This window comes from Sphingomonas sp. IC081, from assembly GCF_006874585.1.
GTDB lineage: Bacteria > Pseudomonadota > Alphaproteobacteria > Sphingomonadales > Sphingomonadaceae > Novosphingobium.
In genome coordinates, this window is sequence record NZ_CP029761.1 from 1,728,145 (window position 1) to 1,754,859 (window position 26,715).

General features: G+C 63.6%; 25 protein-coding genes and 1 pseudogene. 14 read left to right on the top strand and 12 right to left on the bottom strand.

From position 1 onward, the window contains the following. Positions 1-216 precede the first annotated feature (216 nt). The 3 genes from DM450_RS08375 to DM450_RS08380 all read right to left on the bottom strand — a co-directional run bounded on the left by DM450_RS08375 (position 217) and on the right by DM450_RS08380 (position 2,495). Positions 217-1,095, bottom strand: a complete 879-nt coding sequence (locus tag DM450_RS08375) for a LuxR family transcriptional regulator (RefSeq protein ID WP_202408155.1) — start codon at positions 1,093-1,095, stop codon at positions 217-219. 117 nt (positions 1,096-1,212) lie between these two features. Continuing rightward, positions 1,213-1,368, bottom strand: a complete 156-nt coding sequence (locus DM450_RS25785; protein ID WP_160985498.1) for a hypothetical protein — start codon at positions 1,366-1,368, stop codon at positions 1,213-1,215. 194 nt (positions 1,369-1,562) lie between these two features. After that, the gene (locus tag DM450_RS08380; RefSeq protein WP_048578303.1) at positions 1,563-2,495 is read right to left on the bottom strand and encodes a 1-phosphofructokinase family hexose kinase; all 933 of its coding nucleotides are present in this window, start codon (positions 2,493-2,495) and stop codon (positions 1,563-1,565) included. Here DM450_RS08380 and DM450_RS25790 point away from each other — a divergent pair. Both DM450_RS25790 and DM450_RS08385 read left to right on the top strand, forming a co-directional pair. Continuing rightward, positions 2,424-2,636 carry a hypothetical protein gene (locus tag DM450_RS25790; RefSeq protein ID WP_185928795.1) on the top strand — a complete coding sequence of 71 codons (213 nt, stop codon included), beginning with the start codon at positions 2,424-2,426 and terminating at the stop codon, positions 2,634-2,636. The two genes, DM450_RS08380 and DM450_RS25790, sit on opposite strands and share 72 nt — an antisense overlap. A 92-nt stretch (positions 2,637-2,728) precedes the next feature. After that, positions 2,729-3,325: pseudogene (locus DM450_RS08385) on the top strand (MBL fold metallo-hydrolase); the annotation flags it as partial. A gap of 125 nt (positions 3,326-3,450) precedes the next feature. Here the strand turns inward: DM450_RS08385 and istB are convergent. The 9 genes from istB to phbB form a co-directional block, all read right to left on the bottom strand. Next, positions 3,451-4,218 (bottom strand): IS21-like element helper ATPase IstB, encoded by a 768-nt coding sequence (istB, locus tag DM450_RS08390; RefSeq protein ID WP_048578302.1) that lies wholly within the window; start codon positions 4,216-4,218, stop codon positions 3,451-3,453. Beyond that, positions 4,215-5,705, bottom strand: coding sequence for an IS21 family transposase (gene istA, locus DM450_RS08395; RefSeq protein WP_081261070.1), 1,491 nt, complete (start codon positions 5,703-5,705; stop codon positions 4,215-4,217). The genes istB and istA overlap by 4 nt, the downstream gene beginning before the upstream one ends. 59 nt (positions 5,706-5,764) lie before the next feature. Continuing rightward, on the bottom strand, positions 5,765-6,169 hold the full coding sequence (locus DM450_RS08400) for a phasin family protein (RefSeq protein WP_245843016.1): 405 nt from the start codon (positions 6,167-6,169) through the stop codon (positions 5,765-5,767). A 47-nt stretch (positions 6,170-6,216) separates the two neighbouring features. Further along, positions 6,217-7,347 carry an ABC transporter permease gene (locus tag DM450_RS08405; protein ID WP_088137969.1) on the bottom strand — a complete coding sequence of 377 codons (1,131 nt, stop codon included), beginning with the start codon at positions 7,345-7,347 and terminating at the stop codon, positions 6,217-6,219. Between the two features lies 1 nt (position 7,348). Beyond that, positions 7,349-10,114 carry a ribosome-associated ATPase/putative transporter RbbA gene (gene rbbA / locus DM450_RS08410; RefSeq protein WP_089220944.1) on the bottom strand — a complete coding sequence of 922 codons (2,766 nt, stop codon included), beginning with the start codon at positions 10,112-10,114 and terminating at the stop codon, positions 7,349-7,351. Between the two features lie 4 nt (positions 10,115-10,118). Then, the gene (locus DM450_RS08415) at positions 10,119-11,195 is read right to left on the bottom strand and encodes an HlyD family secretion protein (RefSeq protein WP_037444232.1); all 1,077 of its coding nucleotides are present in this window, start codon (positions 11,193-11,195) and stop codon (positions 10,119-10,121) included. Further along, a complete protein-coding gene (locus tag DM450_RS08420; protein ID WP_048578300.1) occupies positions 11,192-12,598 on the bottom strand; it encodes an efflux transporter outer membrane subunit in 1,407 nt (468 codons plus the stop codon). The genes DM450_RS08415 and DM450_RS08420 overlap by 4 nt, the downstream gene beginning before the upstream one ends. A gap of 174 nt (positions 12,599-12,772) precedes the next feature. Next, positions 12,773-13,216 carry a hypothetical protein gene (locus DM450_RS08425; protein WP_037444229.1) on the bottom strand — a complete coding sequence of 148 codons (444 nt, stop codon included), beginning with the start codon at positions 13,214-13,216 and terminating at the stop codon, positions 12,773-12,775. An 83-nt stretch (positions 13,217-13,299) separates the two neighbouring features. Further along, positions 13,300-14,028, bottom strand: a complete 729-nt coding sequence (gene phbB, locus DM450_RS08430; RefSeq protein ID WP_020817741.1) for an acetoacetyl-CoA reductase — start codon at positions 14,026-14,028, stop codon at positions 13,300-13,302. Positions 14,029-14,163: 135 nt separating this feature from the next. Here phbB and DM450_RS08435 point away from each other — a divergent pair, with 135 nt between their 5' ends. From DM450_RS08435 to DM450_RS08490, 12 genes are all read left to right on the top strand, one after another. Next, the gene (locus DM450_RS08435) at positions 14,164-14,529 is read left to right on the top strand and encodes a TetR/AcrR family transcriptional regulator (protein ID WP_260610397.1); all 366 of its coding nucleotides are present in this window, start codon (positions 14,164-14,166) and stop codon (positions 14,527-14,529) included. Between the two features lie 21 nt (positions 14,530-14,550). After that, entirely contained in the window at positions 14,551-15,906 is a 1,356-nt protein-coding gene (locus DM450_RS08440) for an IS1380-like element ISKpn23 family transposase (protein WP_003168745.1), read from the top strand. 237 nt (positions 15,907-16,143) lie between these two features. Next, entirely contained in the window at positions 16,144-16,470 is a 327-nt protein-coding gene (locus DM450_RS08445; RefSeq protein WP_245843010.1) for an oleate hydratase, read from the top strand. A 25-nt stretch (positions 16,471-16,495) separates the two neighbouring features. Beyond that, positions 16,496-18,253, top strand: coding sequence for a PHA/PHB synthase family protein (locus tag DM450_RS08450; RefSeq protein ID WP_048575771.1), 1,758 nt, complete (start codon positions 16,496-16,498; stop codon positions 18,251-18,253). 3 nt (positions 18,254-18,256) lie between these two features. Further along, a complete protein-coding gene (locus tag DM450_RS08455) occupies positions 18,257-19,678 on the top strand; it encodes a bifunctional enoyl-CoA hydratase/phosphate acetyltransferase (RefSeq protein WP_037444215.1) in 1,422 nt (473 codons plus the stop codon). Next, positions 19,675-20,865, top strand: coding sequence for an acetate/propionate family kinase (locus DM450_RS08460; protein ID WP_037444212.1), 1,191 nt, complete (start codon positions 19,675-19,677; stop codon positions 20,863-20,865). The genes DM450_RS08455 and DM450_RS08460 overlap by 4 nt, the downstream gene beginning before the upstream one ends. After that, entirely contained in the window at positions 20,862-21,635 is a 774-nt protein-coding gene (fabI, locus tag DM450_RS08465; RefSeq protein ID WP_037444209.1) for an enoyl-ACP reductase FabI, read from the top strand. The genes DM450_RS08460 and fabI overlap by 4 nt, the downstream gene beginning before the upstream one ends. Continuing rightward, positions 21,632-22,849, top strand: coding sequence for a phospholipase A (locus DM450_RS08470; protein WP_037444207.1), 1,218 nt, complete (start codon positions 21,632-21,634; stop codon positions 22,847-22,849). Before fabI ends, DM450_RS08470 begins: the two co-directional genes overlap by 4 nt. Further along, entirely contained in the window at positions 22,846-23,955 is a 1,110-nt protein-coding gene (locus DM450_RS08475; RefSeq protein ID WP_037444205.1) for an ABC transporter permease, read from the top strand. The genes DM450_RS08470 and DM450_RS08475 overlap by 4 nt, the downstream gene beginning before the upstream one ends. 8 nt (positions 23,956-23,963) lie before the next feature. Next, the gene (locus DM450_RS08480) at positions 23,964-24,740 is read left to right on the top strand and encodes an ABC transporter ATP-binding protein (RefSeq protein ID WP_226949045.1); all 777 of its coding nucleotides are present in this window, start codon (positions 23,964-23,966) and stop codon (positions 24,738-24,740) included. Next, positions 24,740-25,675, top strand: coding sequence for an MlaD family protein (locus tag DM450_RS08485; protein ID WP_037444199.1), 936 nt, complete (start codon positions 24,740-24,742; stop codon positions 25,673-25,675). The genes DM450_RS08480 and DM450_RS08485 overlap by 1 nt, the downstream gene beginning before the upstream one ends. Positions 25,676-25,707: 32 nt before the next feature. Beyond that, on the top strand, positions 25,708-26,301 hold the full coding sequence (locus DM450_RS08490) for an ABC-type transport auxiliary lipoprotein family protein (RefSeq protein ID WP_020820686.1): 594 nt from the start codon (positions 25,708-25,710) through the stop codon (positions 26,299-26,301). Positions 26,302-26,715 lie beyond the last annotated feature (414 nt).

Here is a 26,715-nt window from a genome sequence, read left to right on the forward strand (position 1 = left end):
CAGCTTCAATTGGTACACCCTTCCGCTGCCGTTCGTCAAGCAGTGTACGCTTTGAAAGAGCACCGGGGCGCTTGGGGGCGTTAACGCGCTTCCCCACTCACCACCTTTCCGATTCTACTCCACCGCCTCAACCAACCTCCACCCTTCCGCGCTGCTCGCCGCAAAATGGTCCAAGCCGTATCTGGCGCATCGTCCGCTCCCGCAACGCGATGTGAGCTATCCACGCTCCGGCTTGTCGTCGGCGCTCTCGGGCACCTTGCTATCCCTGTCCTGGCCATCACGGATGACCTGAGCATCGATGATCGCGCGCGCGACCAGCTCCGAGCGCCTGAAGACGCCGTAGCGTTGCTTCGCTCTCGTTATGAAATACCGAACCGTGGTTTGGGCGATCCCGAGGATCTGGCCGATCTCCCAATCGGTCTTGCCGAGCGCGATCAGCGCCGTGCATTCTGCCTCGCGGCGCGTAAGCCGGGGAACATTGCGGTCGTGCATGGCGTGATGGAGATAGAGGCCCGCCCTGAACGCGAAGCCGGCGATGATCTGGAGCGTGGTCATCAGCGATGGCGTGATCTCGATCGGTTCCGGGCGGGCGAAGGTGCATGACGCGTAGGACTCGCTCGGGATGTGTAGCGGCACGGTGACGCCGTGAACGATCCCGTAGCGCCCCGCTTCCTTGAAAAGGGCATGCTGGTGATCGGCAAGCTCGACGACGTTGCTGATCTCCTCCCAGCCGAACGGCCGATCGAGAAGCTGGCTCACTTCATAGACCGGGTCGATAACATAATAGTGGTTTGCGATGTAGGATTGGACGAACTTCGCCGGATAGTTGGTGACCACCATCGAGCACTCGACCAGCCGCGGCAGACCGCCGTGTTGGACCAGCGCGATATAGGGAAAGCCCATTTGCCTGGCGGCATCAGCCAGTCCGTCGCGCAGTGCCTCGGTCGACGATGCCATGTTGAGACGGGATAGCGCTTCAAGCAGGCGGGGTCCGACATACACGGGTTTCTCCTCCTCGCCGGCGCAGATCTTCGTCCAGTCGCAGGCTTCCGCTCCGACCAGACTAGGCGGAAACTTCTCGAAGAAGGGACGCATCTGCGGTTGTCTTAGCGTCTTGCGGACGACAACTTTTCTGATCGCGTGAGCTTGAAAAGCAATTTTTAGCCGAATCGAGGCCGGTCGTGCTAATATTCATAAAGGATGGATCCTTTGCTAGATTTGAGGGGCCTGCTGCTGCTCCAGAGCGGCCGTGATTATGGCGGCCTGCATGTGCGGCAGAAAAAGCAGTATCCTCGCCGCCTCTGGATGAGCAATCGGGAAGGGCGCGCGGACGTTCATGTTCGCCCCGTTGGGAGTATTGTCGGTCATCATTCAGTCTCTTTGGCGTAAGAGGTTGACTGACCGACCGGCCTTTTTCCAGCAATGCGGGATTCTACGCACCAGGGTCTGTTGCGCGCCGCCTAGCGCTATCGCCGTCGCAACCAGGCTCGCGATCGAACTAGCGTCGAGCTTGCGCATGATTCGGGCGCGATGAATCTCAGATGGCCGATTTGCCGCAACACTCAGGGTATTGGCGTAACCTGCTGGTATAGGTGCTGGATATTGTCTGGTCTGGCGAGATCGTGACCCGGGCTCATCACGGCGGCAGCGCCAGCAGCAATTCCGAAGCGGAACGCTTCGGCCGTATCCCAGCCGATCGAGATCGCAAAGAGCATGGCGGAGAGGAAACTGTCACCGGCGCCAACCGCACTTTTCGCCTCTATGGAGGCGGCCGGCAGAAAAAGCTGTCCGGTGGCAGTGGCAAGGATTGCGCCGTCATGGCCCATGGTCACGGCGACATGCGCGGCTTGTCCCGATCGAACGATTTCCATTGCGGCATTGGCGATCTCGTCGGGTGTCGCGAGTTTCTGGCCGGTGAATTGCCGCAACTCGCCGATGCTGGGTTTTACGAGAAAGATGCGGCCTTCCTGAAGGCCACCCTTGAGACCGGGCCCTGAACTGTCGAGCACAACCGGGATATTGCGTCGGTGCATCAGCGCCGCGACCTGACCGTAGAAGTCACCGGGCATACCCCGGGGTAGCGAACCGCTTAGGACCATGAATTTGCACTGCGCGTTTTCAAGCTGGGCAAGACACGCCTGCCATTCGACAGGCTGGATTGTCGGGCCGGGCGGGACGAAGCGGAATTCCTTGCCGCTTTCGATCTCCAGCACGGCAGATGCAACGCGGGTGTGGCCCGCGATGGTGATGCGATTGCGAACAAGCTGATGAAGGTCGAGCAGGCCGTCGAGCGCATCGCCCGTTGCGCCACCCGCCATATAATAGTTTCGAGCATTGCCGCCGAGGCGGACGAAGACCCGGGCGACGTTGATGCCGCCACCGCCTGGGCTGTAAAACTCGGATTTTGTCCGCATCTTGCGCGTGTGGAACATGCGATCGACTTCGTAGGCGACGTCGATCGTGGGGTTCAGCGTCAGGGTGGCAATGTTCGTCATTCTGCCATTGAGCGGGCCGGCCGCATTCCGGTCTATCCGCAATATCCCCAATTCAACCGGCCCATATTCGCGGATGTGATCGAGGATCGACGACGTCGCGGTCAGCGCGATGTGCTCGGCCAGTACGGCAATGCCAGTTGACGCGGCCCACTACGGGATATCTCGCATAGCTCGAGTTATAGGGGTGTCTAAGGGTCGGACTGTTGCAGACCAAGCAGGAGCAGAGTGAGCCGATGAGTAACGAGCCCAAGATCACCTTCCACGGCGCTGCAGGGACAGTCACCGGCTCGTGCATGGAACTGCACTATGGAGGGAGTACTGTGCTTATCGACTGCGGCCTTTTCCAGGGATCGCGGACTCTCGAAACGCTCAATCGGGACCCATTTTCATTCGATGTGCGCAGGATCGACGCGGTCGTGCTGACCCATGCGCATATCGATCACAGCGGGCTTCTGCCCAAGTTGTCGGCCGAGGGCTACCGTGGCCCGATCTACTGCACTCCCCAGACCAAGGATCTTCTCTACTACATGCTGCCGGATGCCGGACGGATCCAGGAGAGCGAAGCGGAGCGACGCAATCGTCGGCGTGATCGCAGGGATGAAGTGCCGTTCGAGCCGATCTACACCGAAGCGGATTCGATGGCCGCTTACAGCCTGTGCGACACGGTCGAACTGAATGAGTGGTTCGAGCCGGTACCGGGCTTCAGGACCCGGTTTTGGAATGCAGGGCATATTCTGGGGTCAGCGTCGGCCGAGATGCACGTCGGAGGCTCGCACCTATTGTTCTCGGGAGACCTTGGACCGCATCACAAGGCATTCCATGCGGATCCTGTCAACGGCGGCGTAAAAGTCGTCCATTGGGCGGAGCAAAACCAGGCCACTTGATCCGGGTGTTGGCGAGCGCCGGGAGGGCGTAGCCCGAGCGGGGGTCGCCAACACCCGGATTGCCGTTTCTGTCAGGGGTTGGGACGTGCTTTGCGTGCCTGGCTCTGGGCCAGGCGATAGCTCTCGCCGTTCATCTCGAGGATGCTGACGTGGTGGGTGAGCCGGTCGAGGAGCGCGCCTGTCAGGCGCTCGGAACCGAACGTCTCGGTCCATTCGTCGAACGGCAGGTTGCTGGTGATCAGCGTCGAGCCGCGTTCGTAGCGCTGTGAGATCAGCTCGAACAGCAGTTCCGCGCCGGTTTTGGAGAGGGGCACGAACCCCAGCTCATCGATGATGAGAAGCTTATAGCCGGTCATCTGCTTGTGTAAGCGCAGTAGGCGGCGTTCGTCGCGTGCCTCCATCATCTCGCTGACCAGCGCGGAAGCAGTGATGAACCCGACCGTCAGGCCCTTCTGGCAGGCCGCCAGGCCAAGACCGATCGCGACATGGGTCTTGCCGGTCCCCGACGGGCCAAGGGCGATGACGTTCTCGCGACGGGTAATCCAGTCACAACGCGCCAGTTCGAGCACCTGCATCTTGTTGAGCTTCGGAATGGCGGCAAAGTCGAAGCTGTCGAGGCTCTTGGCGGCCGGGAACCGCGCGGCCTTGATCCGGCGCTCGACCATCCGGCGTTCCCGGTCGATCAGTTCCAGTTCGACAAGCCGAGCAAGGTAGCGGACATGATCTACGCCCTCTGCTGCGCATTGCCGGGCCAGCTTGTCATGCTCGCGCAGGAAGGTTGGCAGCTTGAGCGTCTTGAGGTGGCTGGCGAGCAGCAGTTCGGGAGCTTGGCTGCTCATGCCGCTGCTCCGCCGGTCAACAGCCGCATGTACGAGCGCGCCGATGTTGTCTCCACTCTGGCCCTGGGCAGGTAGGGATAGATCGCCATGTCCAGTCGGGGCGGGCGGCGCTCCACCCGGCATAACAGGAGATGCTTCACCGCATCGAAGCCGATCGCGCCCATATCAAGGGCCTGCTTCACCGCGCCATGCAGATCGGCCAGAGCGAAGCTCTCCAGCAGGCGCAGTACCTGCACATATTCGCGCCGGCCATGCTTGCCCATGCGCGTCTCCATCAGCCGGCGCAGCGTTGTAAATACCTCGGGCAGGTCCCAGCCCTGCAATGGTGCGGCCTGATCGAGGGCATTGATCTTCTGTTCGATCAGGGGAAGGTAATGGATCGGATCGAAGATCACATCCTCGCGCTCGTAGCTGCGCACATGGCGGGCAATGATCTCGCCCCGGCAACCGATCACCACCTCGTCGACATAGCCCCTGATCCACACCTCCTGGTGGCCGAAGCGCACCGGCACCGAGTAATCGTTGGTCCGGTAACGCACCAGCGCCTGCGATGAGACCTGGCCGCTGGTCTGGTCACAGGCCTCGAAGGGGGAAGCCGGCAGTTCCTGCATCGCCGCCAGATCGCGCCGCAGCCTCTCGCCAATCGTCTCACTCTCGCCCCGCAGCCGGTCGTTCTGCCGTTTGCGGCATTGCTCCTCGAGCCACAGGTTGAACGCCTCCCATGTCGGGAACCGGGGGATCGGCACCATGAAGTTGCGCCGGCAATAGCCGACAAGGCCTTCAACGCCGCCCTTATCGTTACCCTTGCCGGGGCGGCCGTAACGATCACGGATCAGGTAGTGCGACAGGAAGGCGCTGAACAGCCTCGCGCGCAGCCGCGTCCCGTCAGGCAGGATCTTCGAGACCAGGCAGCGGTCGTTGTCGTAGACGATCGACAGCGGCACCGCGCCGAAGAACGCAAAGGCGTGGACATGGCCGTCCATCCAGGCCTCGGCAACGGCAGCCGGATAGGCGCGTACGTAGCAGGCGTCGCTGTGCGGCAGATCGAGCACGAAGAAGTGCGCCTTCTGCTCCACCCCGCCGATCTCGACCAGAGCTTCTCCAAAATCTGCCTGCCCATGGCCGGGTGCGTGTGCCAGCGGCACGAACATCTCCCGGCTGCGCTGATCCCGATCCCGGATGTAATCCTTGATGATCGTGTAGCCTCCGGTGAAGCCATGCTCTTCGCGAAGGCGATCGAACACACGCTTCGCCGTATGGCGCTGCTTGCGCGGGACCGACCGGTCCCCATCCAGCCAGCCGTCGATGATCGGTATGAACGCTTCCAGCTTCGGTCGCCGCACCGGGGCGCTGCGACGGTAACCGGGCGGCTCGGAATACGACAGCATCTTGCGGACCGTGTCGCGCGATATGTTGAAATGCTTCGCTGCCGCCCGGGCGCTCATGCCGCCCGCGCAGGCAAGACGAACCTTCAGGTAAAGTTCCACGGTGTAAATCCCTCATCCCTCCTCGCCAGCATCGCGAAAAGGGAAAAAGTGGACGACTTTTACGCCGCCCGCAGCAGCACTTCGCCGCCGCTACCGTGGTCTAATTTTGCACCGCCGTTCTCAGCCTGCGTAACCGATTTCTGCCAGTCTTGAATAGCTATTTGCAGGCCTTGGGTGAAGGTTGTCTGGTTTTTGATCGCGACTTGTGTCAGCGCCTGCGCGCCGCCCACGTGGTACTGGAACTGACGCCAGAAGGCTTGTGCGGGCAGCGTGGCCAGTTCCTGCCAGTTCTTGGCCTTGAGCAGGTTTTCGATTTCTGCGCCGGACTCGGCAATGCCGTCTTTGCCTGCGCGCGTGGCGTTCTCCAACCATTGCTGGCCGTTTTCCTGCACCAGGCGCTGGAGGCGCAACTGCAGTTCCAGGTTCGCCTTGAACAGGTTGAGAGGGATGGTTTCATTGCTCATGGTCAAACTCCTTACTGGGTTGAGTGCCCACTCGGGCGATCAAACGATCAGGCCATCTGGCCGATCGTTTTGCGAAAGCGTGCCAACGACAGGAAAAACAGCACCGTGCCGATCAGGGCCAGCGCCAGGAACGGCTGCCATACCGTCTCCAGGCCCGCGTCCCGGTAAAGGATGGCCTGGCTCAGTTCCACGAAATGGGTGGTGGGTGCGATCAGCATGATGTTCTGCACGATCTCGGGCATGCTTTCGCGGGGCGTGTCGCCGCCGGATAGCATCTGGAGCGGCATGATGGTCAGCATCATCAGCATGCCGAACTGCGGCATGTTGCGCGCCAGCGTGGCGATGAATATGCCCATGGAGGTGGTGGCGAACAGGCTGAGGGCCGCGCCGGCGAAGAACAACACAATGGAGCCCTCGATGGGCACGCCCAGGATGCCGCGCACCATGAGGTTGAGGGACAGGAAGGAGGCGATCAGCACGACCAGGGCCATCGACCAGACCTTGGAGAGCATGATCTGCGCGGGTGTAACCGGCATCACCAGCAGGTGCTCGATGGTGCCGTGCTCGCGCTCCCGGATCAGCGCTGCGCCGGTCAGGATGATGGACAACAGCGTGATGTGGTTGATGATCTGCACCACCGAGCCGAACCAGGCCTTGTCCAGTGCCGGGTTGAAGCGTGCGCGCAATGCCAGATCCACGGGTGGCGCGTCGGTGCCGCGGTAACGCTTGACGAACTCATTGACTTCGCCGGTGAAGATCTGCTGGATATAGCCACTGCCGGTGAAGGCCTGGCTCATGCGGGTGGCGTCGACATTGAGCTGCACGGCAGGCGATCGCCCCGCCAGCACGTCGCGCTGGAAGTTGGGCGGAATGACCAGAGCGAAGGTGTACAGCCCCGCGTCCATGCCCGGGTCCACGTCCCCATAGTCGATCATGGCCGGTGGCGTGAACTGCGGGGGGTAGAAGGCCGAGGCAACCCGCTGGGACAGCGCCGAATTATCCTCGTCGACGATGGCGATGGGCGCGTTGTGCAGCGTCTCCGGCATGGACGTGGCCTTGGTGTAGACCGACGCGGTGAACACATAGACGATGAGCACAAGCATCATCGGATCGCGCCACAGACTCCACAGCTCCTTGACACCAAGGTCGTAGATATTGGCCAGGTTTCTTCTGCGCATCTCAACGCTCCTGCTTCTTGAGTAGCAAAACAGCCACGCCGAGAATGACCGGAACCGAAATGAGCATCGACCACAGCGGCCCCGTCAGGTCGGCCAGGCCGAGTGATTTGTTGAACACGCCACGGCTGATGGAGATCATGTGCGTGGCGGGGTAGATCTCGCCGATGAACTTGCTGGAGCCTTCAAGCGAGGACACGGGATCCCTCAGGCCGGCGAACTGGGTGGCCGGAATGATGGTGCCGATCATGGCAAAGAACATGGCGGCGATCTGGCTGCGCGTGACGGCCGAGGCCAGCAGCCCCATGCCTGTCGCGGCGAAGGAGAAGATCAGCGCGGCCAGCGACAGGGTGAAGAAGCTGCCCGTGACCTGCACACCGAAGACGGTGACCGCGAGCAGGCTCATCAGCAGGAAGTTCACCATGGCCAGACCGACATAGGGCAGTTGCTTGCCAAGCAGGAACTCGATGCGCGTGACCGGCGTCACGTACAGATTGGTAATCGAGCCTGTCTCCTTCTCGCGCACCACCGCCAGCGCGGTCAGCATCGCCGGCAGCATGAGCAGCAACAGGGGAATCACCCCCGGCACCATGGCCGGCAGGCTCTTGACATCGGGGTTGTAGCGAAAGCGTGTCTCGACGCTCGCATTTCCTGCGGCGCTGGCACCGCTGCGTTCGCTGGCCTGTACGAGCAGCCAGTGCTGGTGCATGCCCTGAACGTAGCCCTGGACGGTTTCCGCGCGTTGCGGCATGGCGCCGTCGATCCAGGCACCTATCTGCACGTTCTGGCCTCGCAACACATCGCGAGAGAAGCCAGGGGGGATCTCAATGGCCAGCGACAGTTCGCCGTTGCGCATGCGTCGATCAAGGTCCTCGTAGTCGATGATCGGCGCGTGCTCGGTGAAGTAGCGCGATCCGGCCAAGTTCAGCGTGTAGTTCTGGCTAAGCGTGGTCTGGTCGCGATCGAGCACCGCATAGCTCAGGTCCTCGACGTCCATGGTGATGCCGAAGCCGATCACGAACATCAGCAGCAGCGAACCGCCCAGCGCCAGCGTGGCGCGTACCGGGTCCCGCTGCAATTCCAGCGTCTCGCGCCACAGATAGCTGAACATTCGCTGCAGACTGAAACCGCCAGAGCCGTGCCCGCCGTGTTCAGCGGGCGCCGCCGATGGTTGCTCCTCGTGATCGGCGGCCCCGGGCTGGCTGGCCGGCGCCGCCGTGCCGCCCTCGGCTTCGACGAGGTAGCCGATGAAGGCCTCTTCAAGGGTTTTGGCGCCGCGCTTCTCGACCAGTCTGGCGGGCACGTCGCTGTCGAGCACCTTGCCCGCATGCATCATCGACATGCGGTCGCAGCGCTCTGCCTCGTTCATGAAGTGGGTGGAAATGAAGATGGTCACCCTGTCCCGGCGCGACAGTTCGGCAAGCAACCGCCAGAAGGCGTCACGCGCGACCGGATCGACGCCGGAGGTGGGTTCATCCAGGATCAACAGTTCGGGCTTGTGAACCATCGCCACAGCGAGGGAGAGACGCTGGCGGATACCGAGCGGAAGTTGCTCGGGCAGCTCGTCCATGACCGGCTCGAGACTGAAGCGTTCCGCCATCTCGGTGACGCGGCCCGGTATTTCGTCGACCGGCACATGGAACAGCCGCGCATGCAGTTCGAGATTCTGCCGTACGGTCAGTTCGCCGTAGAGCGAGAAAGCCTGGCTCATATAGCCAACCCGCCTGCGCGTCGCGATGTCGTGCGGATCGACCTCATGGCCAAACAGCCAGGCCCGCCCTTCGCTTGCCGGCAGCAGTCCGGTCAGCATCTTCATCGTCGTCGACTTGCCGCAGCCGTTTGAGCCGAGGAAACCGAAGATCTCGCCGCGGCGGATGCGGAAACTGACATGATCGACGGCGACGAAATCGCCGAAGCGCATGGTCAGCCCCTCCGCCTCGATGGCGATGTCATCCTCGTCGACGTCGAGCGGCGGGATGATGACCGGCTTGTGGCCGCGTTTCCTCTCTTCGGGCAACAGTTCGGCGAAGGCAGCTTCGAGATGATCCGTGCCGGTCCGCTCAAGGATTTGCGAAGGCGTGCCCGTAGCCAGGATCGCGCCATCATCCATCGCCACCAGCCAGTCGAACCGCTGCGCTTCGTCCATATAGGCCGTCGCCACGATCACGCTCATGCCGGGACGATCTTCGCGGATGCCGGCGATCAGATCCCAGAACTGCGCGCGCGCCAGCGGATCGACGCCGGTGGTCGGTTCGTCCAGGATCAGGAGATCGGGATCGTGGATCAGCGCGCAGCACAGGCCGAGCTTCTGCTTCATGCCACCCGACAGCTTGCCGGCAGGCCGCGACAGGAAGGAATAGAGCCCCGTGCTGCGGGTGAGCGCATCGATCCGGCGGCGGCGCTCGGACGCGCCATGACCGAAGAGACGGGCGAAGAACTGGAGATTTTCCTCGACAGACAGTGTCGGATAGAGGTTCCGTCCCAGACCCTGCGGCATATAGGCGATGCGCGGACAGACGTCCTCGCGATGACGGCGGTCGGCCATATCGCCGCCGAGCACATGAACCGTCCCCTCCTGCACGGCGCGAGCGCCCGCGACCAGCGATAGCAGGCTCGACTTGCCGACCCCGTCGGGGCCGATCAGACCGATCATCCGGCCTGGGCTCAGGTTGAGGTCGATGCCGCGCAGGGCTTCCGCCTTGCCGTAGCGCAACCGCACTCCGGCAAGGCGGACGACCGGTGGCCCCTGGGGGGGCGTGGGGGAAGCCACCGGCCTATTCCTTTACAAGGTTCGACAGCTTGTCCGGCCAGGCTGCCTGGGAATCGATCCGCACATAGGCCATGCCCGGCAGGCCTGTTTTTACCAGCGCGATATGGCGCTGGAGCAGCGCGGGATCGATCTTCGCCCGGACGCGGAACATGAGCTTCTGGCGCTCGCTTTGCGTTTCGACCGTCTTGGGCGTGAACTGCGCGACATCGGCCACGAAACTGATCTTTGCAGGAATGACGACATCGGGCGCGGCATCGAGCACCAGGCGAACCTCGCTGCCGATGCGCACGCGCCCCGCGACCGTTTCCGGCAGGAAGAAAGTCATATAGACGTCGGTCAGATCGACGAGGTTCATGACCCGGCCGCCGCCGGCGACGACCTCGCCCGGCTGGGCAACCCGATACTGGATGCGGCCGCCGCGAGGCGCCTTGAGGTCGCTGTCGCGGATATCCGCCTCGATCCGCGCGATGGTTGCGCGCGCCGCATCGACATTGGATCGGGCGCCGATGACCTGGCTGCGCGCTGCGGCGATATTGGCGTCGGCCGACGCCAACTGCGCGCGCGCGGCTTCTACCGTGGCGGAAGCTCCTTCGACCGCCGCCTGGTTATCGTCGCGCTCCTGCGTCGGCGTGGCGCCTTCGCGCGCAAGCGTTTCCGACCGGCCAAGCCGCTTGCGGGCCGCATTGAGTTCGGCTTCCCGCTGGCGGACAGTGGCGAGCGCTGCCGCGCGTTCGCTCTGCCGCTGCCCCACCTGGGTTTGCGCGATCTGGACGGCATTGAGCGCCTGGGCGAGCTGCGCCTTCGCTTCAGAAAGCTGAGCAGAGAGCGTCTCGACATCCATATGGGCGACGACCTCGCCGGCTTTCACCAACTGGCCTTCTTCGGCGACGATATCGCGGATGCGGCCCGGCGTTTTCGCCGAGATATCGATCTCGAGCGCTTCCAGCCGGCCATTGCCACTGACGATACCCTCCGGCAGGTCCGCGGGCCTGAGCAGCGACCAGAGGATCACGGCCACCGCCACGACCGCCGCGACGATCGCGCCCCTGATGAACCAGGTCTTGCCTGTCGTCTGCGTCATTGTGACTGTTCCCCGTTTCTGTTCGATAGGTTGCCGTCGAAGGCGTCGTCCGCGACAAATCCTCCGCCCAGCGCCGAATAAAGTACGACGATGCTGGCCAGTTCGGCCCGCCGAAGCTGGACCAGGGCCTGTTCGGCGTCGAACAGGTCGCGCTGGGCATCCAGCACCTCCAGATAGGCCGAGCGGCCATTGTCGAAGCGAAGCTGGGCGAGCCGCGCGCGTTCGCGCTGGGCGTCCAGCATCTGCTGTGTCGTGTCGATCTGCAGCTGCAACTGCTGCCGGCGGACAAGGGCATCGGACACGTCGCGGAACGCCGATTGCACGGTCTGTTCATATTGCGCGACCGCCCGTTCCTGCCGGGCCCTGGCCACGTCGAGATTGCCCTTCAGGCGTCCCGCGTTGAAAAGCGGAAGGCGGATGGTCGGGGTGAAGCTCCACGCCTCGCTGCCGCCGGAGAACAGCCCGTCCAACTCATCGCTCATCGTGCCGTATGCGCCCGTCAGGCTGATGTTCGGAAAAAAGGCCGCCCGCGCCGCGCCGATATTGGCGCTGGCGGCGCGCAGCTGATATTCGGACGCCACGATATCCGGGCGGTTGGCCAGAAGGTCGGAGGGCAGCCCGGCAGGCAGCGTGAGCCGTTCGGGCACGTCGGTCAGAGACAGGGTCCCGGACGCGATCTCGACAGGCCGCCCGATCAGCACCGCAAGAGCATTGCGGTTGACGGCCCGGTCCTGCTCCAGCCCCTGCATCGTCGTATTGGCCTGGCCCAGGAGCAGCTGCGCCTGGGTCATCTCGAGCTTCGATCCCGATCCCACCTCATAGCGGCGGCGCATGATGCGCAGCGCTTCCTCGCGCGTTTCGATCGAGTGCCGGGCGAGTGCGACCCGTTCCTCATATTCCCGTTCGAGAAGATAGCCGTTGGCGACCTGCGCGACGAGCTGGCTCGCGACCGCGCGGCGCGCTTCCTCGGTCGCCAGATACTGCCAGCGCGCGGCATCGCGCAGGTTGCGCAGCCGTCCCCAGAAGTCGATCTCCCAACTGGCCGAGAGCTGCGCGCTGATCTGTTTGACATCGACAGGCGTAGCGCCCGCGCCGGGGAGATTGAACAGGGTCCGGCCCCGCGTTCCCGTGCCGACCGCATCGAGCTGCGGATAGAGCGAGGAGCCCTCGATCCGCCAGGCGGCGCGGACCTCGGCGACGCGGGTCGCCGCGATGCGGATATCGCGATTGTTCGCGAGCGCCTCGCCGATCAGCCGCTGCAACTCGGCTTCCCGGAAGAAGTCGTGCCAACCGATGCGCGCGATCGTGGTCCCGGCGATGTTGGCCGCCTCGTAGGTCGGCGGCACCGGCTGGGGTGGCCGGACATGCTCAGGCGCAAAAGAGCAGCCGGTCACACCCACCATCAAAGCGGCGACAACAGCGGTCCTCGGCCGCAGGGGAAAGCACGGCAGGCGCCACCCTTTCATATGGACTTGATCAGTAAATCGCACAACATCCCCTGTTGCAAGAAGACTTCAACCTGCCCCCGCCCTGCCGAAATGCCGCAGGTTGGCGGCATGGCGGTCGAACTGTGGTTTTCAGGTCTTGTCGGTCTCGGGCTTGGCCGTTCCGGTCTTGGCCGGGGCGGTCACAGGCGCCTTGGCGGCTGCGGCATCTCCCGCCTGGGAGGGTGTGAAGAAAGACGTCCAGAGTTGCAGCACATGAGCCGCCTGCTCCTGGGCCTGGCCGGGTGACAGGCTGTCACCAACCCCGGCCCGCCAATCGTCGAGCGCGCCCTTCATGTCCTGGGCGCACGCCTGACCGTTCCGGCTGATTTCCTGCCACATCTCGGAAAAGCCGGCGATATTGGGCAGAGGCACAGCCCCCGCCTTCTCCGCGCTCTGCGCCGAGAGAAGCTCGAACGTGCGCGAAGCGATCGCCGCCTGGCGCTGGCCGGCTTCGCGCATGATCTCGGCGCATTTGAGGGCGAGTTGCCGATTGGCGCCGGCGACAGCGGCAAACTGGTCGAACGGATAGCTCATGAGACTGCTCCTTGAAGTGGGGTTGGATCTGGAGTGCAGATCGGAAGACGAACCACGCATTAGATTCATGGACGGCAAGAGTTTCAGCCGTTGGCGATATATTGCCCGCCATTGATCGTGAGCACCGAGCCGGTATTGAAACCGGCCTTGTCCGAGGCCAGCCAACAAACGGCTTCGGCGATTTCAGCCGGATCGCCCAGGCGCCCGACGGGAATGCCGCCGATGATCTTTTCGCGGACATCCTGCGGCACGGCAGCGACCATCTCGGTGTCGATATAGCCGGGGCATACGGCGTTGACCGTGATGCCGCGCGACGCATTTTCCTGCGCCAGCGCCTTGGTGAAGCCGATCACACCCGCCTTGGCCGCCGAATAGTTCACCTGGCCAATCTGGCCCTTCTGGCCGTTGATCGAGGAGATATTGATGATCCGGCCAAAGCGGCGTTCGCGCATGCCTTCGATGACGGCGCGCGTCATTGTGAACATCGAGTCGAGGTTGGTGCCAAGAACCTCGCGCCACTGCGCAAAGCTCATCCGATGGAACATGGTGTCGCGCGTGATGCCGGCATTGTTCACCAGCACTGAAACCGGGCCCAGTTCCTTTTCCACGCGGGCCAGGCCTTCGCGGCAGGCCTGTTCCTCCGCGACGTCCCATTTATAGACGGGAATGCCCGTACCATCCCGGAACAGCTCGGCGGCGGCGTCGTTTCCATGATATATGCTGGCAACATTCCATCCCGCTGCTTTGAGCGACCGGGCGATTGCCGCGCCGATTCCACGTGTTCCCCCAGTTACGAGTGCAATTCCCGTCATGATACTCCGGCTCCATTTTTCAGGTCACGCCGCGCGGTTTCCCCCGTCGCGCCTCTCCGGACTATTAGTATCTATACTTATGAGTGTCGTTATTGCCGCTTTCCCGCCCCGGATCAAGTGCGGTCTTTGGCCCGCATGAAAAAGGAAGGTAATGACAAAAAGGTGACAAGCCGCCGATCACCTCGACACAAGCTGGCGCCGCGCGATCCAAAAGGCGGACGGCCGCCGCAGGAAATAGCCGCGCAATTGGGCGAGCATATATTGCAGGTCGCGCTCGACCAGTTCATCGCCCATGGGGTGGAAGGCGCCAACATGGATGACATTGCCGCGGCCGCGAACGTCTCCAAGCGCACGCTTTATTCGCGTTACGGATCGAAAACCCAGCTTCTGATCGCCAGTGCCGAGCACGGCACCCAGCGCCATCTCAACCCACATTCCCCAAGTAAATCGCTGATTTTGCTGTCAGGATCTCAATATTTCCGATATAAATCATGGTGTTGATGGCCGTGAGGGGCGCGTTTGATGGATCACCCAGAGGGTGCGGGTTCGAAGCGGGCAGATCGGGTCGAGTTCGACCGCCGGGTGCATGTGGAGTTCCGAGGTGCGCAGCTCAGTTCCGACGGCGGCCTGCTGGTGATGCGCGAGCTGGATGACGCGCTCGGGCTGTCCGATCTGGCGGCAAAAGCATTGCGCGACACCCGGCGCGGCAAGAACACGGTCCACCGGCTTGACGGGTTGTTCCGGCAATCGGTGTTCGGGCGACTGGCCGGATACGAGGATGTGAACGACGCCGACCGCCTGGCCCTCGATCCGGTGATGCGCCAGGTCGTGGGTGGAAGGGCTGTCGATGCGCAAGCGGCCTCGGCCTCGCAGATGGGACGGTTCGAGACCGAGACACTGGCACAGCCCGAGAACCGTGCCGCGCTGGCCGACCTGAATGGCCAATGGATCGACCGGTTCCATGACCGTAACGGGCTGAAGTACATCGTTCTGGACATGGACAGTTCGGTCAGCCCCACCCATGGCGATCAGGAGGGCGCGGCCTGGAACGGGCATTTCGACTGCACCTGCTATCACCCGAACTTTTTGTTCAACCAGTTCGGCATGCTGGAGCGCTGCGCCTTGCGCCATGGCAACGTCCACAGCGCCGATGGCTGGCGGGACGTTCTCGACCCCGTCATCGCCCGCTACGCGGAGCGCGACCTTTGCGGCCGGTTCTTCCGGGCTGACGCCGCCTACGCGATCCCCGCGATCTATGAGCGGCTGGAAGAAGCCCGATTCTTCTACGCCATCCGGCTGCCTGCGAACAACGTCCTGCGCGAGAAGATCGCGCATCGGCTGACGCGCCCTGTCGGGCGACCTTCGCTGACCAAGGTCAAGCGCTTCTACGAAGACTTCGAGTATCAGGCGGCATCCTGGGACAAGGAACGCCGGGTGATCGCCAAGATCGAATGGCATCCGGGCGAACTGTTCCCGCGTGTCGGCTTCATCGTCACCAACCTGCCGATGGAGCCCGACTGGGTGGTGCGGTTCTATAACCAGCGCGGCACCGCCGAGCAGCACATCAAGGAAGGTAAATATGCCTTCCACTGGACGCGGCTGTCATGCCGGAAGTTCCGCGACAATGAGGTGCGACTGCAACTGCATGCGCTGGCCTACAACCTGGCCATCTTCTTGCGCTGCATCGAGTTGCCCGAGACGATGGCCGACTGGTCGTTGACCAGCCTGCAACTGAAGCTGATCAAGATCGGGGCACGTGTCGTCCGCCATGCCCGCGCCATCACCTTCCAGCTGGCCGAGGTGGCCGTCACCGGTCCGATGGTCCGCGCCATCCTCGCCGCCATCCGCCGATTGCGAGCGCCTCCGCTATGCGCATGACCGCCATCCACGCCCAAACTGAACGAAAACGGCAGGATGGGTCTGTCCGCTGCGCTGAAAAACACCGCCACCAGGGCACAACACGGCGGCTTCGCGGGCCGATCTGCCCTGTCTCAGCGCCTTGCGCGCCCGACGACGCCGCTCGGGACGGAAAATGATTGTCCTGCGGTCGGATTCAGGCGAAACTCACGTCAGACGGCATGCCACTTGGGGAATGTATGCTCAAAGGAGATTCGCATGGAATACAACAGCGGCAATTTCTACGCCTTCGCCCGCCCCCGCAAACCCGCAGGGGTGGATGGCAAGACCGCCTGGTTCGTCGGCTCGGGCCTTGCGGCGCTTTCGGGCGCGGCCTTCCTGATCCGCGACGGCCACATGGCCGGCGAGAGGATCACCATCCTCGAGCGGCTGGCGCTGCCGGGCGGCGCGCTGGACGGCATCGAGGAGCCGGAAAAGGGCTTCGTGATCCGCGGCGGGCGCGAGATGGAGGCTCAAGGGCGACAGCGGCCTTTTGCCGCAGCTTTGCCTCCCCGGGCAACGGCCCGACCGGTAGCCGCCCTGTAATGGAAATCTTCAAAAAGGACCGATCATGAGCGCCCAGAACATGCCCCAGGCACCCGACCCGCTCGACGGGATCGCCGAAACCCTCGACAGGGCCGCGGGCGCCGCGATCGCGCAGATGACCGCGGGGCTCTCCCCCATCACCATCCTCCAGGCCTTTTCGGACTGGGGACATCATCTCGCCTTCGCACCGGGCAAGCAGCTGCAACTCACCGCCAAGGCGGCCCGCAAATATGTGCGGCTCTTCGACTATGCCGTCCGATCCGCAGGCGACCGCGACGCGGCGCCCGCGATCGAGCCGCTGCCGCAGGACCGCCGCTTTGCCGATCCCGCCTGGCAGCAGCCGCCCTTCAACCTCCTCTCGCAGGCGTTCCTTCTCAACCAGCAATGGTGGCACGCGGCGACAACCGGGGTGGGCGGCGTCGGCAGCCATCATGAGGACATGGTCGAATTCACCGCCAGACAGATGCTCGATATCCTTGCGCCGACCAACTTCCTTACGACCAACCCGGTTCTCCAGCGCAAGATCGTCGAGACCGGCGGCCAATGCCTGGTCGACGGGTTCCGCCATCTGATCGAGGATATGCAGCATCTCGTAAGAGGCTTGCCTCCGGCGGGCACGGACGCCTTCCGCGTGGGGGAGACGGTGGCGACCGCCAGGGGCAAGGTCGTCTATCGCAACCGCCTCATCGAACTGATCCAGTACGCCCCCACCACCGACACGGTGCGGCCCGAGCCGATCCTGATCGTGCCGGCATGGATCATGAAATATTACATCCTCGACCTCTCGCCCGAGAACAGCCTCGTCCAGTGGCTGACGTCCCAGGGCTTCACCGTGTTCATGATCTCCTGGCACAATCCGGACAGCGAGGACCGCGACCTCGACATGGAGGCCTATCGGCAACTCGGGCCGATGGCGGCGCTCGATGCGGTGAGCGCGATTACCGGCGCGCCCGCCGTTCATGCCGTGGGCTATTGCCTAGGCGGCACGCTGCTCTCGATCGCAGCGGCGACGATGGCGCGCGAGGGTGACGATCGCCTTGCCAGCGTGACGCTTTTCGCGGCGCAGACCGAATTCAGCGAACCGGGCGAACTGGGCCTCTTCATCGATGAGGGACAGCTCAATCTCCTCGAAAAGATGATGTGGAGCCGGGGCTATCTCGACAGCGGCCAGATGGGCGGCGCGTTCCAGATCCTCAAATCCAACGACCTCGTCTGGTCGCGCATCCTGTCGGAATATCTGATGGGCGAGCGCGCGCCTCTCAACGACCTCATGGCCTGGAACGCCGACGGGACGCGCATGCCCTATGCCATGCACAGCCAGTATCTGCGGCGCCTGTTCCTCGACGATGACCTGGCCGAGGGCAAATACAAGGTCAATGGTCGCACCATCGCGCTCTCGGCGATCCGCAGACCGTTGTTCGTCGTCGGCACCGAGCGCGATCATGTCGCGCCCTGGCATTCGGTGCATAAGATCCACCTGCTGACCGGGGCCGAGATCACCTTCGTGCTGACGAGCGGCGGCCATAATGCCGGTATCGTCTCGGAACCGGGCCACAACGGCCGGCGCTACCGCGTGCTGACGCGCGAAACCGATGGTCTCTCCTACGATCCGGAGGAATGGGAACGCCACGCAGAGAAGAAGCAGGGTTCCTGGTGGACCGAATGGGGCGACTGGCTTGCAAGCCGTTCGGGCGCGCCCGGGGCCCCGCCGTCCATGGGCGCCGCGGACAAAGGCTATGCGCCGATCGCGGACGCGCCCGGCCATTATGTCCTGGAGCGCTGAGCCATGACCGATGAGGCCATGATCGAAAACCGGACCTTCGACGAGATCGCCGTGGGCGAAAGCGCGAGCGTGACCCGCACGCTCTCCAAGCGCGATATCCAGCTCTTCGCGCTGGTGTCGGGCGACGTCAATCCGGCCCATCTGGACGAGGATTATGCCGAAAGCGACTTCTTCCGCCGGGTGATCGCGCACGGCATGTGGGGCGGCGGGCTGATATCGGCGGTGCTCGGGACCGAACTGCCCGGCCCCGGTGCCATCTATCTCGGCCAGTCGCTGCGGTTCCTGAGGCCCGTGGGCATCGGCGACGCCATCACCGCGACGGTGACGGTGACGGAAAAGCGGGCGGACAAGCATATCCTGCTGCTCGACTGCCGCTGCGACAATCAGAATGGCGAGACCGTCATCACCGGCGAAGCGCAGGTCAAGGCCCCCACCGAGAAGATCCGCCGCCCGCGCATCGCGCTCCCCGATATCCGCCTGTCAGACCATGACGGCTATCATCGGTTGATCGAGGGCGTGCGCGGCAACCCCGCGCGCACCGCCATCGCTCACCCCTGTTCGGCCGCCGCGCTGGCGGCAGCGGTCGAGGCCGCCGAGGCAGGGCTGATCGATCCGATCCTGGTGGGACCGAGGGCCCGCATTCTTGCAGCGGCGGCCGAGGCCGGCAAGGATGTGGCGGCCTATCGCATCGTGGAAAGCGCGCACAGCCATGATTCGGCGGCGAAGGCCGTCGAACTGGTGCGGGCCGGCGAGGCGGTGCTGCTCATGAAGGGATCGCTGCATACCGACGAATTGATGGGCGCGGTCGTGTCGCGCGCGACGGGCCTGCGTACCGAACGGCGGATCAGCCATGCCTATGTGATGGACGTGCCCGGCCATCCGACGCCGCTCATCATCACCGACGCGGCGATCAACATCGCGCCGAACCTTGAAGAAAAGGCGGATATCATCCGCAACGCCATCGATCTTGCCCATGTGCTGGACATCGGCCAACCCAGGGTCGCGATCCTGTCCGCTGTCGAGACGGTGAACCCGGCGATGCCGACCACGCTCGATGCTGCCGCGCTGTGCAAGATGGCCGACCGGGGCCAGATCACGGGCGGCCTCCTCGATGGCCCGCTCGCCTTCGACAATGCGATCAGCGAGGCGGCCGCGAAGGAAAAAGGGATCGTGTCGCCCGTCGCGGGCAAGGCGGACATATTGGTCGTACCCGATCTGGAGGCGGGCAACATGCTCGCCAAGCAGCTCACCTTCCTCGGCGGGGCGGATGCGGCAGGCATCGTGCTGGGTGCGCGTGTGCCGATCATCCTCACCAGCCGGGCCGACAGCCTGCGCACGCGCCTTGCTTCCTGCGCCGTTGCCGTGCTGGTAGCGCGCGCGGCGACCAAGGCGGCGCCCGGCCTGCCGGAGGGTATGCGCACATGAAGGCCGTCGTCAGCCTCAATTCGGGCTCGTCCAGCATCAAGTTCGCGCTCTATACGCTCGATCGCGACCGCAAACCGACATTGTCCGCCGGCGGCAAGATCGAACGGATCGGTCTTTCTCCCCGCCTCGCCATTCGCGACGCAGCAGGCACAGTGCTGATCGAACGCGAGTGGCCCGACGAACGCGCCATGACCCATGCAGAGTTGCTCGCATGGTTGTTTGACTGGGCCACATCGCATCTCGAAGGGCGCGAAGTCCTCGCCGTCGGGCACCGCGTCGTCCACGGCGGGGTCGACTTCGCCCAGTCGTGCCTGATCGATACCATAGTGCTCGAGGAGCTTGAGAAGCTCTGTCCACTGGCCCCGCTCCACCAGCCCCATAATCTGGCTGCCATCCGCGCGATCGCCGCGCTCGCGCCGGACCTTCCCCAGGTCGCCTGCTTCGACACCGCCTTCCACCATGATCGCCCCGCACCCGCCACCCGCTTCGCGCTCCCGCGCGCACTTCACGAGCAGGGCATCAGGCGCTACGGCTTCCATGGCCTCTCCTACGACTATATCGCCCGCCGCCTGGCAGAGCTCGACCCATCGCTTGCCGCCGGCCGCGTGATCGCCGCGCATCTGGGCAACGGCGCAAGCCTGTGCGCCATGTCAGGCGGCAAGAGCATCGACACGACGATGGGTTTCACCGCGCTCGACGGCCTGATGATGGGCACGCGCTGCGGGTCGATCGACCCTGGCGTCATCCTGCATCTCCAGAACCGGGTGGGCATGAGCGCCGCCGACGTGGAGGCGCTGCTCTACAAGCAATCGGGCCTGCTGGGCGTATCAGGCATCTCGAGCGACATGCGTGAGCTTGCGGCCAGCGACCGGCCCGAAGCCCGCGAGGCCATCGACCTCTTCATCTGGCGTGCCGCGCGCGAGGCCGGCGCGCTGGCGTCATCGCTGGGCGGCCTTGACGGTCTCGTCTTCACGGCCGGCATCGGCGAGAACGACGCCGCCATCCGCGCGGGCATCTGCGAGCGCCTCGCATGGCTCGACATCAGCCTCGATGAGCGGGCCAATGCCGTCCATGCCGACGTCATCAGCGCGCCTGGCAGCCCCATTACCGTCCGTGTCATCCCGACGGACGAAGAACGGATGATCGTCCTGCAGACACTGGCCACCCTTTTTGGAGTTAAAACATGACCCCCCTCGTCGATCTTCGCGGCAAGCGTGGCCTGATCGTCGGTATCGCCAACGAACAGAGCATTGCAGCGGGCTGCGCCGAGGCTTTCAGCCGCTGCGGCGCGCGCCTTGCCGCGACCTATCTGAACGAGAAGGCGAAAGGCTGGGTCGAGCCGGTGGCGGACCGGCTGGGCGCCGAATGGCTCGCCCCCTGCGATGTGCGTGAGCCCGGCCAGCTCGAGGCCCTGTTCGACCAGGTGCGGGACCGATGGGGCGGACTCGACTTCCTGCTGCATTCGATCGCCTTCGCACCCCGCGACGATCTCCATGGCCGCGTCGTCGACAGCAGCGCCGAGGGGTTCGGCATCGCGATGGACGTCTCCTGCCACAGCTTCCTTCGCATGGCGAAGCTGGCCGAGCCCTTGATGGCGCAAGGCGGCTGCCTGCTCTGCGTCACCTTCTACGGCTCGGAGCGCGTCGTTGAAAACTACAACCTCATGGGACCGGTCAAGGCGGCGCTGGAGAGCGCGACGCGCTATATCGCCGCCGAACTGGGCCCCCAGGGCATCCGCGCCCATGCGATATCGCCGGGCCCTATCGCCACCCGCGCCGCCAGTGGCATCGCGCGGTTCGATGAATTGCTCGAGCGCGCCGCCGCCCAGACGCCGGTCGGCCAGTTGGTGACGATAGAGGATGTCGGCGGGCTGGCTGCCTTCCTCGTCAGTGACGCAGCCAGCCGGATCACCGGAACGGTGATCCCGGTCGATGGCGGACAGCACCTTCTCGCATGATGGACCGGTCTATCCGATGGTTGCTGGCGACAGCGCTCCTTGTGCCCGCCGCGGCGCAGGCAGCGCCGGTAGCGGTGCTCGTCCGGGACGCGGGCGAACAGGATGCAGAGGGCGCTTTGCTCGTCGATCTGCGCTTGCTGAACGAGGGCGATGAACCGCAGAGCTTCGCGCTCCCTGATCGGATCGAGGCCCGGGTCGAACGGTCGGGAGATATCCGGACGGTCTGGCTCGAGCGCGCCCGCGATGTGGCGGACCATGTGATCATAGCGCCCCGCGGATTCGAGCGCGCCCGCTACCGCCTGGCAGCCCGTGATGGGCAATCCCTGGACCTGGCCCGGCTTTCCATCCCCGCCTGGAACGTCAGCCAGATCGCCATGATACCGCGCCCTGCGGCGCCGGCATCGCATCTCGCCGAGGCGCACACGCCTGCGCCGGTTCCGCCTGTGCGAGCCCCTGCTCCCACACCGCCGCCTTCGGATCGCAGGGCGGGCAACGCCTTCCTCGCCAACCTGTCCGGCTACGAACCCATTTATGCGGTCTATGGTCCGGACACCAACAGCGAAGCCCGGATCCAGCTCAGCTTCAAATATCAGTTGTTCGGAAGCCGCCGCGCGGAAGGTCTCCCGCAAAGCTGGCGCGATGGACTCCATTTCGCCTACACGCAGCGCATGTTCTGGGATCTGGGCGCGGACTCCTCGCCTTTCCGGAACATCGATTTCCAGCCCGAGATATTCTATCTTACGCCCTCGACCACACTGGCGAGCGGCGTGTCCCTGAGCGCACAGGGTGGCATCCGGCACGAGTCCAACGGCCGGGACGGCGAGGCCTCGCGGAGCATCAACAGCATCTATCTGGCGCCCATGGCCGCCATTCCGCTGGGCGGCGGCTATCGCCTCTCTATCGCGCCGCGCCTCTCCCTCTTCGTCGGGGACAAGTCCGACAATCCCGACATACGCCGGTATCGCGGCAACACCGGTCTTTTTATGGAGGTCGGGGAGGATAATGGACTGCGCCTCTCCACCTCCACCCGCTTCAATATCGGCAGCGGAAAGGGCGCGCTGTCCGCCGACCTGTCCTATCCGCTCCGCCGTATCCTGGGCGGCGGGCCGGACTTCTACCTCTTCGGTCAGAGCTTCATCGGATATGGAGAAAACCTCCTCGACTATGATCGAAACACCAGGCGTCTGCGCGTCGGGATCGCGCTGATCCGATGAAGGCGGCGACATGGACGCTGGTTGAAGAAGACGGTTCCTTGACCCTCCACGCCGAGGGCGACTGGACGGCCCTGACCCTTGACCAGGCGAGCCGTCAGCCGCTGCCGGCTGTGGGAGGACAGCAGGCGAACAGGATCGACGTCTCCGCCCTCGGGAGGATCGACACGACCGGCGCCTTGCTGCTCCTTAAACTGATGCCCACCGACGGCGAGATCCTGTTCGGCACACGTGACGATGTGCGACGTCTGGCCAACCTCGTTGCGCCGGGCATGACGCCTCACGAGGATAGCCCGCCCCCCCGTGGCTACCTGACCGGGTTCTTCGCGCGCTTCGGCCAGCAGATCATTGAAATCGCTCACGACGCCTATGCGATGCTGGTTTTCACCGGTCAGATGATCCTTGCTCTTGGAGGCACATTGTTACGCCCCAGGCGATTGCGGGTCACACCGCTATTCGCTGTCATGCAAGAATCAGGCATCAATGCCTTGCCGATCGTTTTCATCATGACGTTTTTCATCGGTGCGATCATCGCACTGGTCGGCACCAATCTCCTCACCAGCCTCGGAGTGGAGATTTTTACCGTCGAACTTGTGGGCGTCGCAATCCTCAGGGAGTTTGGCGTCGTCATCGCCGCTATTCTTCTGGCGGGCCGCTCGGCCTCTGCCTTCGCGGCACAAATCGGCTCCATGCGGATGAACCAGGAAGTGGCCGCCATGCAGGTCATGGGTGTCGACCGGTTCGATGCCCTCGTCACGCCCCGTATCCTCGCCGCGCTCGTCATGATTCCGCTCATGACGTTCGTGGGCGACCTGGGCGGACTCCTGGGAGGGCTTCTCGTAAGCTGGGCCACCATCGACATCAGCCCCTCCTTCTTCGTCACCCGTCTCGCGGAAACCGTCAGTATCAAGCATTTCTGGATCGGCATGGGCAAGGCCCCGTTCCTCGCCCTGCTGATCGCTGCCGCGGGGTGCCGCCATGGAATGATGGTGGGAGGAGACGTCCAGAGTCTGGGCCGTCATGTGACGTCCGCAGTGGTCCAGTCTGTTTTCCTCATTATCATGTTCGATGCCATCTTTGCGGTGATCTTCATGGTGCTCGGCCTGTGAGCGGGTCCGTGAACAACGGTCTGGCCGATCCGCTCGCGATCCGGGTGACCGGTCTGCGCACCGCATTTGGTGACAAGGTCATTCACGACAATCTTGATCTCGAAGTCAGGCGTGGTGAAATACTGGGCGTGGTCGGCGGCTCTGGATCGGGCAAGTCGGTCCTTCTGAACACTATTCTTGGCCTTCAGCAGCCCGACGCCGGACACGTGGAAGTTTTCGGTGAGGATATGGGCCGGTCGCAGGGCGATGTTCAACGGCGCATCGGCGTCATGTTCCAGCAGGGCGCGCTCTTTTCCTTCCTGACCGTGCTTCAGAATGTCGAGGCTCCGATGCTGGAGCATACCCGCCTCGCGCCGGGGTTCATGCGCGAAGCGGCGCGCCTCAAGATCAGGCTTGCCGGCCTTCCCGCCCATGCCGCCGATCTTCGTCCGGCCGAACTGTCGGGCGGCATGCGCAAGCGCGCTGGCGTTGCAAGGGCGATCGCACTTGATCCCGACATATTGTTTCTCGATGAACCCACCGCAGGTCTCGACCCGATCGGCGCCGCAGAATTCGACGCGCTCATCCGCGATCTGCGCGATACGCTGGGCCTCACGGTCTTCATGATTACCCACGATCTCGACACGCTGTACGCGGTCTGTGATCGGGTCGCCGTCATCGCCGATCGAAAAATCGTGACCACGGCCCCGCTTCACGAGCTGGAGCAATCGGATCATCCCTGGATCAGGGATTATTTCCTTGGGCCGCGCGGCCGCGCTGCGGCAGAACAGCAGGATAGCATTTGATGGAACGGCAGGCCAATTACGCGCTGGTAGGCGCCATCTCGACACTGCTGCTGATTGCCGGCGTGGTGTTTGTCGTATGGCTGGGCGGATCGCGTTTCAGCAATGAATATGACCGATACAGGATCATCTTCGAGGGCCCTGTTCGCGGCCTCAGCGTGGGCGGGGATGTCCAGTTCAACGGTATCAAGATGGGTCAGATCGAACGGATCAGGCTCGACGAAGACAATCCCAACCGGGTAATCACCGACATATCCCTGCAGGCACGCACGCCGGTTCGCCGCGATTCTCTGGCATCCACCGAAACGCAAGGCATTTCCGGCACGAGTATCGTCCAGATCAGCGCGGGCGATCCGCAACAGCCTCTCCTGCGCGAGGCCGAGCGCTCCCACCGGCCTGTTATTCGAAGCAAGCCGAACGCCATGTCGTCGCTGATTCAGGGCGGCGGCCAGATGGTCGAAAGCGCGACCAGGGCGCTCAACCAGGTCAACAAGCTCATCTCGGACGAGAACATCGCCGATCTGAGCGCGACGATAAAGGATGTACGTCTCACCATGGGCGAGCTCGCCGAGAATCGCGCCATGTTCGATCATGCCGGGTCCATGCTGGCAAAACTCGATTCCGCTGCCACCGATATCGAAGCGTCAGCGGCGCTCATTCGGGAAATGGGCGAGGGAGACGGACGCCGGACACTCGCGGAGATGTCGGAGGCGGCGACCGAGCTCAAGGCCGCAATCGGCGAAGCGCGCGGCACCCTCGCCCATATCAACCGGCAAAGCGAGACAATCGGAACGACCACCCTCCCCGCCGTCAATGCCGCGATGCATAGCCTGCAGGAGACATCCGAATCGCTCGATGGGTTCTTGCGCGAAATACGCCAGAATCCGCGCCGTGCGCTCACCAAGGACAGTGGACAGGAACTGGAGCTACCCCGATGATGTGTTTTACGCGTGGAGCCAGGATCGCGATCATGACCGCTGTCCTGCCGCTGGCCGGTTGTGTCTCCGTTCTGAAAAGCGGACCGCCCGATAACCTCTATCGCTTCGGCATCGTCGAAGACCCGGCGCATGAGGCCCCCATAATAGAGCGGGATAAAAAGCCTGTAACGCTGGGGCGCGTCCGGTTCGCTCCCGAGATCGACGGTGACCGCATATTGACGGCTCATGGCGACACCGTCCTCTATATCAAGGATGCGCGCTGGGTTGCGCCAGCACCGGACCTGTTCACCCAGGCGGTGATGCGCCGTTTCGAACAGGCGACCTCTTCTGTTCGCCTCCTGCCCGCTGCCGCCCGGGGCAACGGCGCCCCGCTCCTGCACCTGACGATAGATCGTTTCGAAGCGGATTATCGCGGAAACGCCCAAAAATCCGACGCTCCGACGATAAGAGTGAGCGGCTCAGCCACCCTTGTCGATTCCGCCAGTCTTCAACCGATCGCAAGCCGCCGCTTCACGGTCGATGAGCGCGCATCCGCCAGCAGCCAGTCAGCCATCACTTCCGCGTTCGATCGGGCCGTATCGCACTATACGCTCCAGATCCTGGAATGGTGTGAGGTTGTGCACTAACCTCGGACCAACTGCGCCGCTGCCTCACCAGCACTCTCCATATAACTCGGGTCTCGATGAAGCAGCACGACGGCAAATGCCCCGTCGAGCAGAAGGATGATCTGGCGCGCAAGACGCCGGGCCTCGTCTGGTGGGCGCACATCTGCAAACAGCGAGCACAGCCAGTCCTCTACGCGCTTCTTGTGCGTGCGTCCTGCAAGGATCGCAGGGTGCCCCGGCAGGTGGATCAGCTCAACCGATGTCCGCAGGAACCCACAGCCCTTCCATTTCGGATGCCGTGCGGAAGCCGCAAGATTGCAAAAGATGCCTTGCACCTTGTCGGCCGTGCTGCCTGTCCGGCGTCAGCGCCCATGGCACAGATTAGGGGTTGAGATTGAAGGAGGGTTTGGGCTTCGTCGTAGTGACGAAGGAACG

Excerpts from the sequence above, each read along its gene's own strand:
- DM450_RS08415 (WP_037444232.1), bottom strand. The coding sequence starts at position 11,195 with ATGACGCAGACGACAGGCAAGACCTGGTTCATCAGGGGCGCGATCGTC.
- DM450_RS08490 (WP_020820686.1), top strand. The coding sequence starts at position 25,708 with ATGACCGCTGTCCTGCCGCTGGCCGGTTGTGTCTCCGTTCTGAAAAGC.
- DM450_RS08455 (WP_037444215.1), top strand. The coding sequence starts at position 18,257 with ATGACCGATGAGGCCATGATCGAAAACCGGACCTTCGACGAGATCGCC.
- istB (WP_048578302.1), bottom strand. The coding sequence starts at position 4,218 with ATGAGCAGCCAAGCTCCCGAACTGCTGCTCGCCAGCCACCTCAAGACG.
- DM450_RS08475 (WP_037444205.1), top strand. The coding sequence starts at position 22,846 with ATGAAGGCGGCGACATGGACGCTGGTTGAAGAAGACGGTTCCTTGACC.
- DM450_RS08380 (WP_048578303.1), bottom strand. The coding sequence starts at position 2,495 with ATGACGAACATTGCCACCCTGACGCTGAACCCCACGATCGACGTCGCC.
- DM450_RS08405 (WP_088137969.1), bottom strand. The coding sequence starts at position 7,347 with ATGCGCAGAAGAAACCTGGCCAATATCTACGACCTTGGTGTCAAGGAG.
- fabI (WP_037444209.1), top strand. The coding sequence starts at position 20,862 with ATGACCCCCCTCGTCGATCTTCGCGGCAAGCGTGGCCTGATCGTCGGT.
- DM450_RS08435 (WP_260610397.1), top strand. The coding sequence starts at position 14,164 with ATGAAAAAGGAAGGTAATGACAAAAAGGTGACAAGCCGCCGATCACCT.
- DM450_RS08420 (WP_048578300.1), bottom strand. The coding sequence starts at position 12,598 with ATGGTGGGTGTGACCGGCTGCTCTTTTGCGCCTGAGCATGTCCGGCCA.
- DM450_RS08450 (WP_048575771.1), top strand. The coding sequence starts at position 16,496 with ATGAGCGCCCAGAACATGCCCCAGGCACCCGACCCGCTCGACGGGATC.
- DM450_RS08440 (WP_003168745.1), top strand. The coding sequence starts at position 14,551 with ATGGATCACCCAGAGGGTGCGGGTTCGAAGCGGGCAGATCGGGTCGAG.
- DM450_RS08425 (WP_037444229.1), bottom strand. The coding sequence starts at position 13,216 with ATGAGCTATCCGTTCGACCAGTTTGCCGCTGTCGCCGGCGCCAATCGG.
- DM450_RS08445 (WP_245843010.1), top strand. The coding sequence starts at position 16,144 with ATGGAATACAACAGCGGCAATTTCTACGCCTTCGCCCGCCCCCGCAAA.
- DM450_RS08375 (WP_202408155.1), bottom strand. The coding sequence starts at position 1,095 with ATGCGTCCCTTCTTCGAGAAGTTTCCGCCTAGTCTGGTCGGAGCGGAA.
- DM450_RS08485 (WP_037444199.1), top strand. The coding sequence starts at position 24,740 with ATGGAACGGCAGGCCAATTACGCGCTGGTAGGCGCCATCTCGACACTG.
- phbB (WP_020817741.1), bottom strand. The coding sequence starts at position 14,028 with ATGACGGGAATTGCACTCGTAACTGGGGGAACACGTGGAATCGGCGCG.
- DM450_RS08470 (WP_037444207.1), top strand. The coding sequence starts at position 21,632 with ATGATGGACCGGTCTATCCGATGGTTGCTGGCGACAGCGCTCCTTGTG.
- DM450_RS08400 (WP_245843016.1), bottom strand. The coding sequence starts at position 6,169 with ATGAGCAATGAAACCATCCCTCTCAACCTGTTCAAGGCGAACCTGGAA.
- DM450_RS25785 (WP_160985498.1), bottom strand. The coding sequence starts at position 1,368 with ATGACCGACAATACTCCCAACGGGGCGAACATGAACGTCCGCGCGCCC.
- DM450_RS08460 (WP_037444212.1), top strand. The coding sequence starts at position 19,675 with ATGAAGGCCGTCGTCAGCCTCAATTCGGGCTCGTCCAGCATCAAGTTC.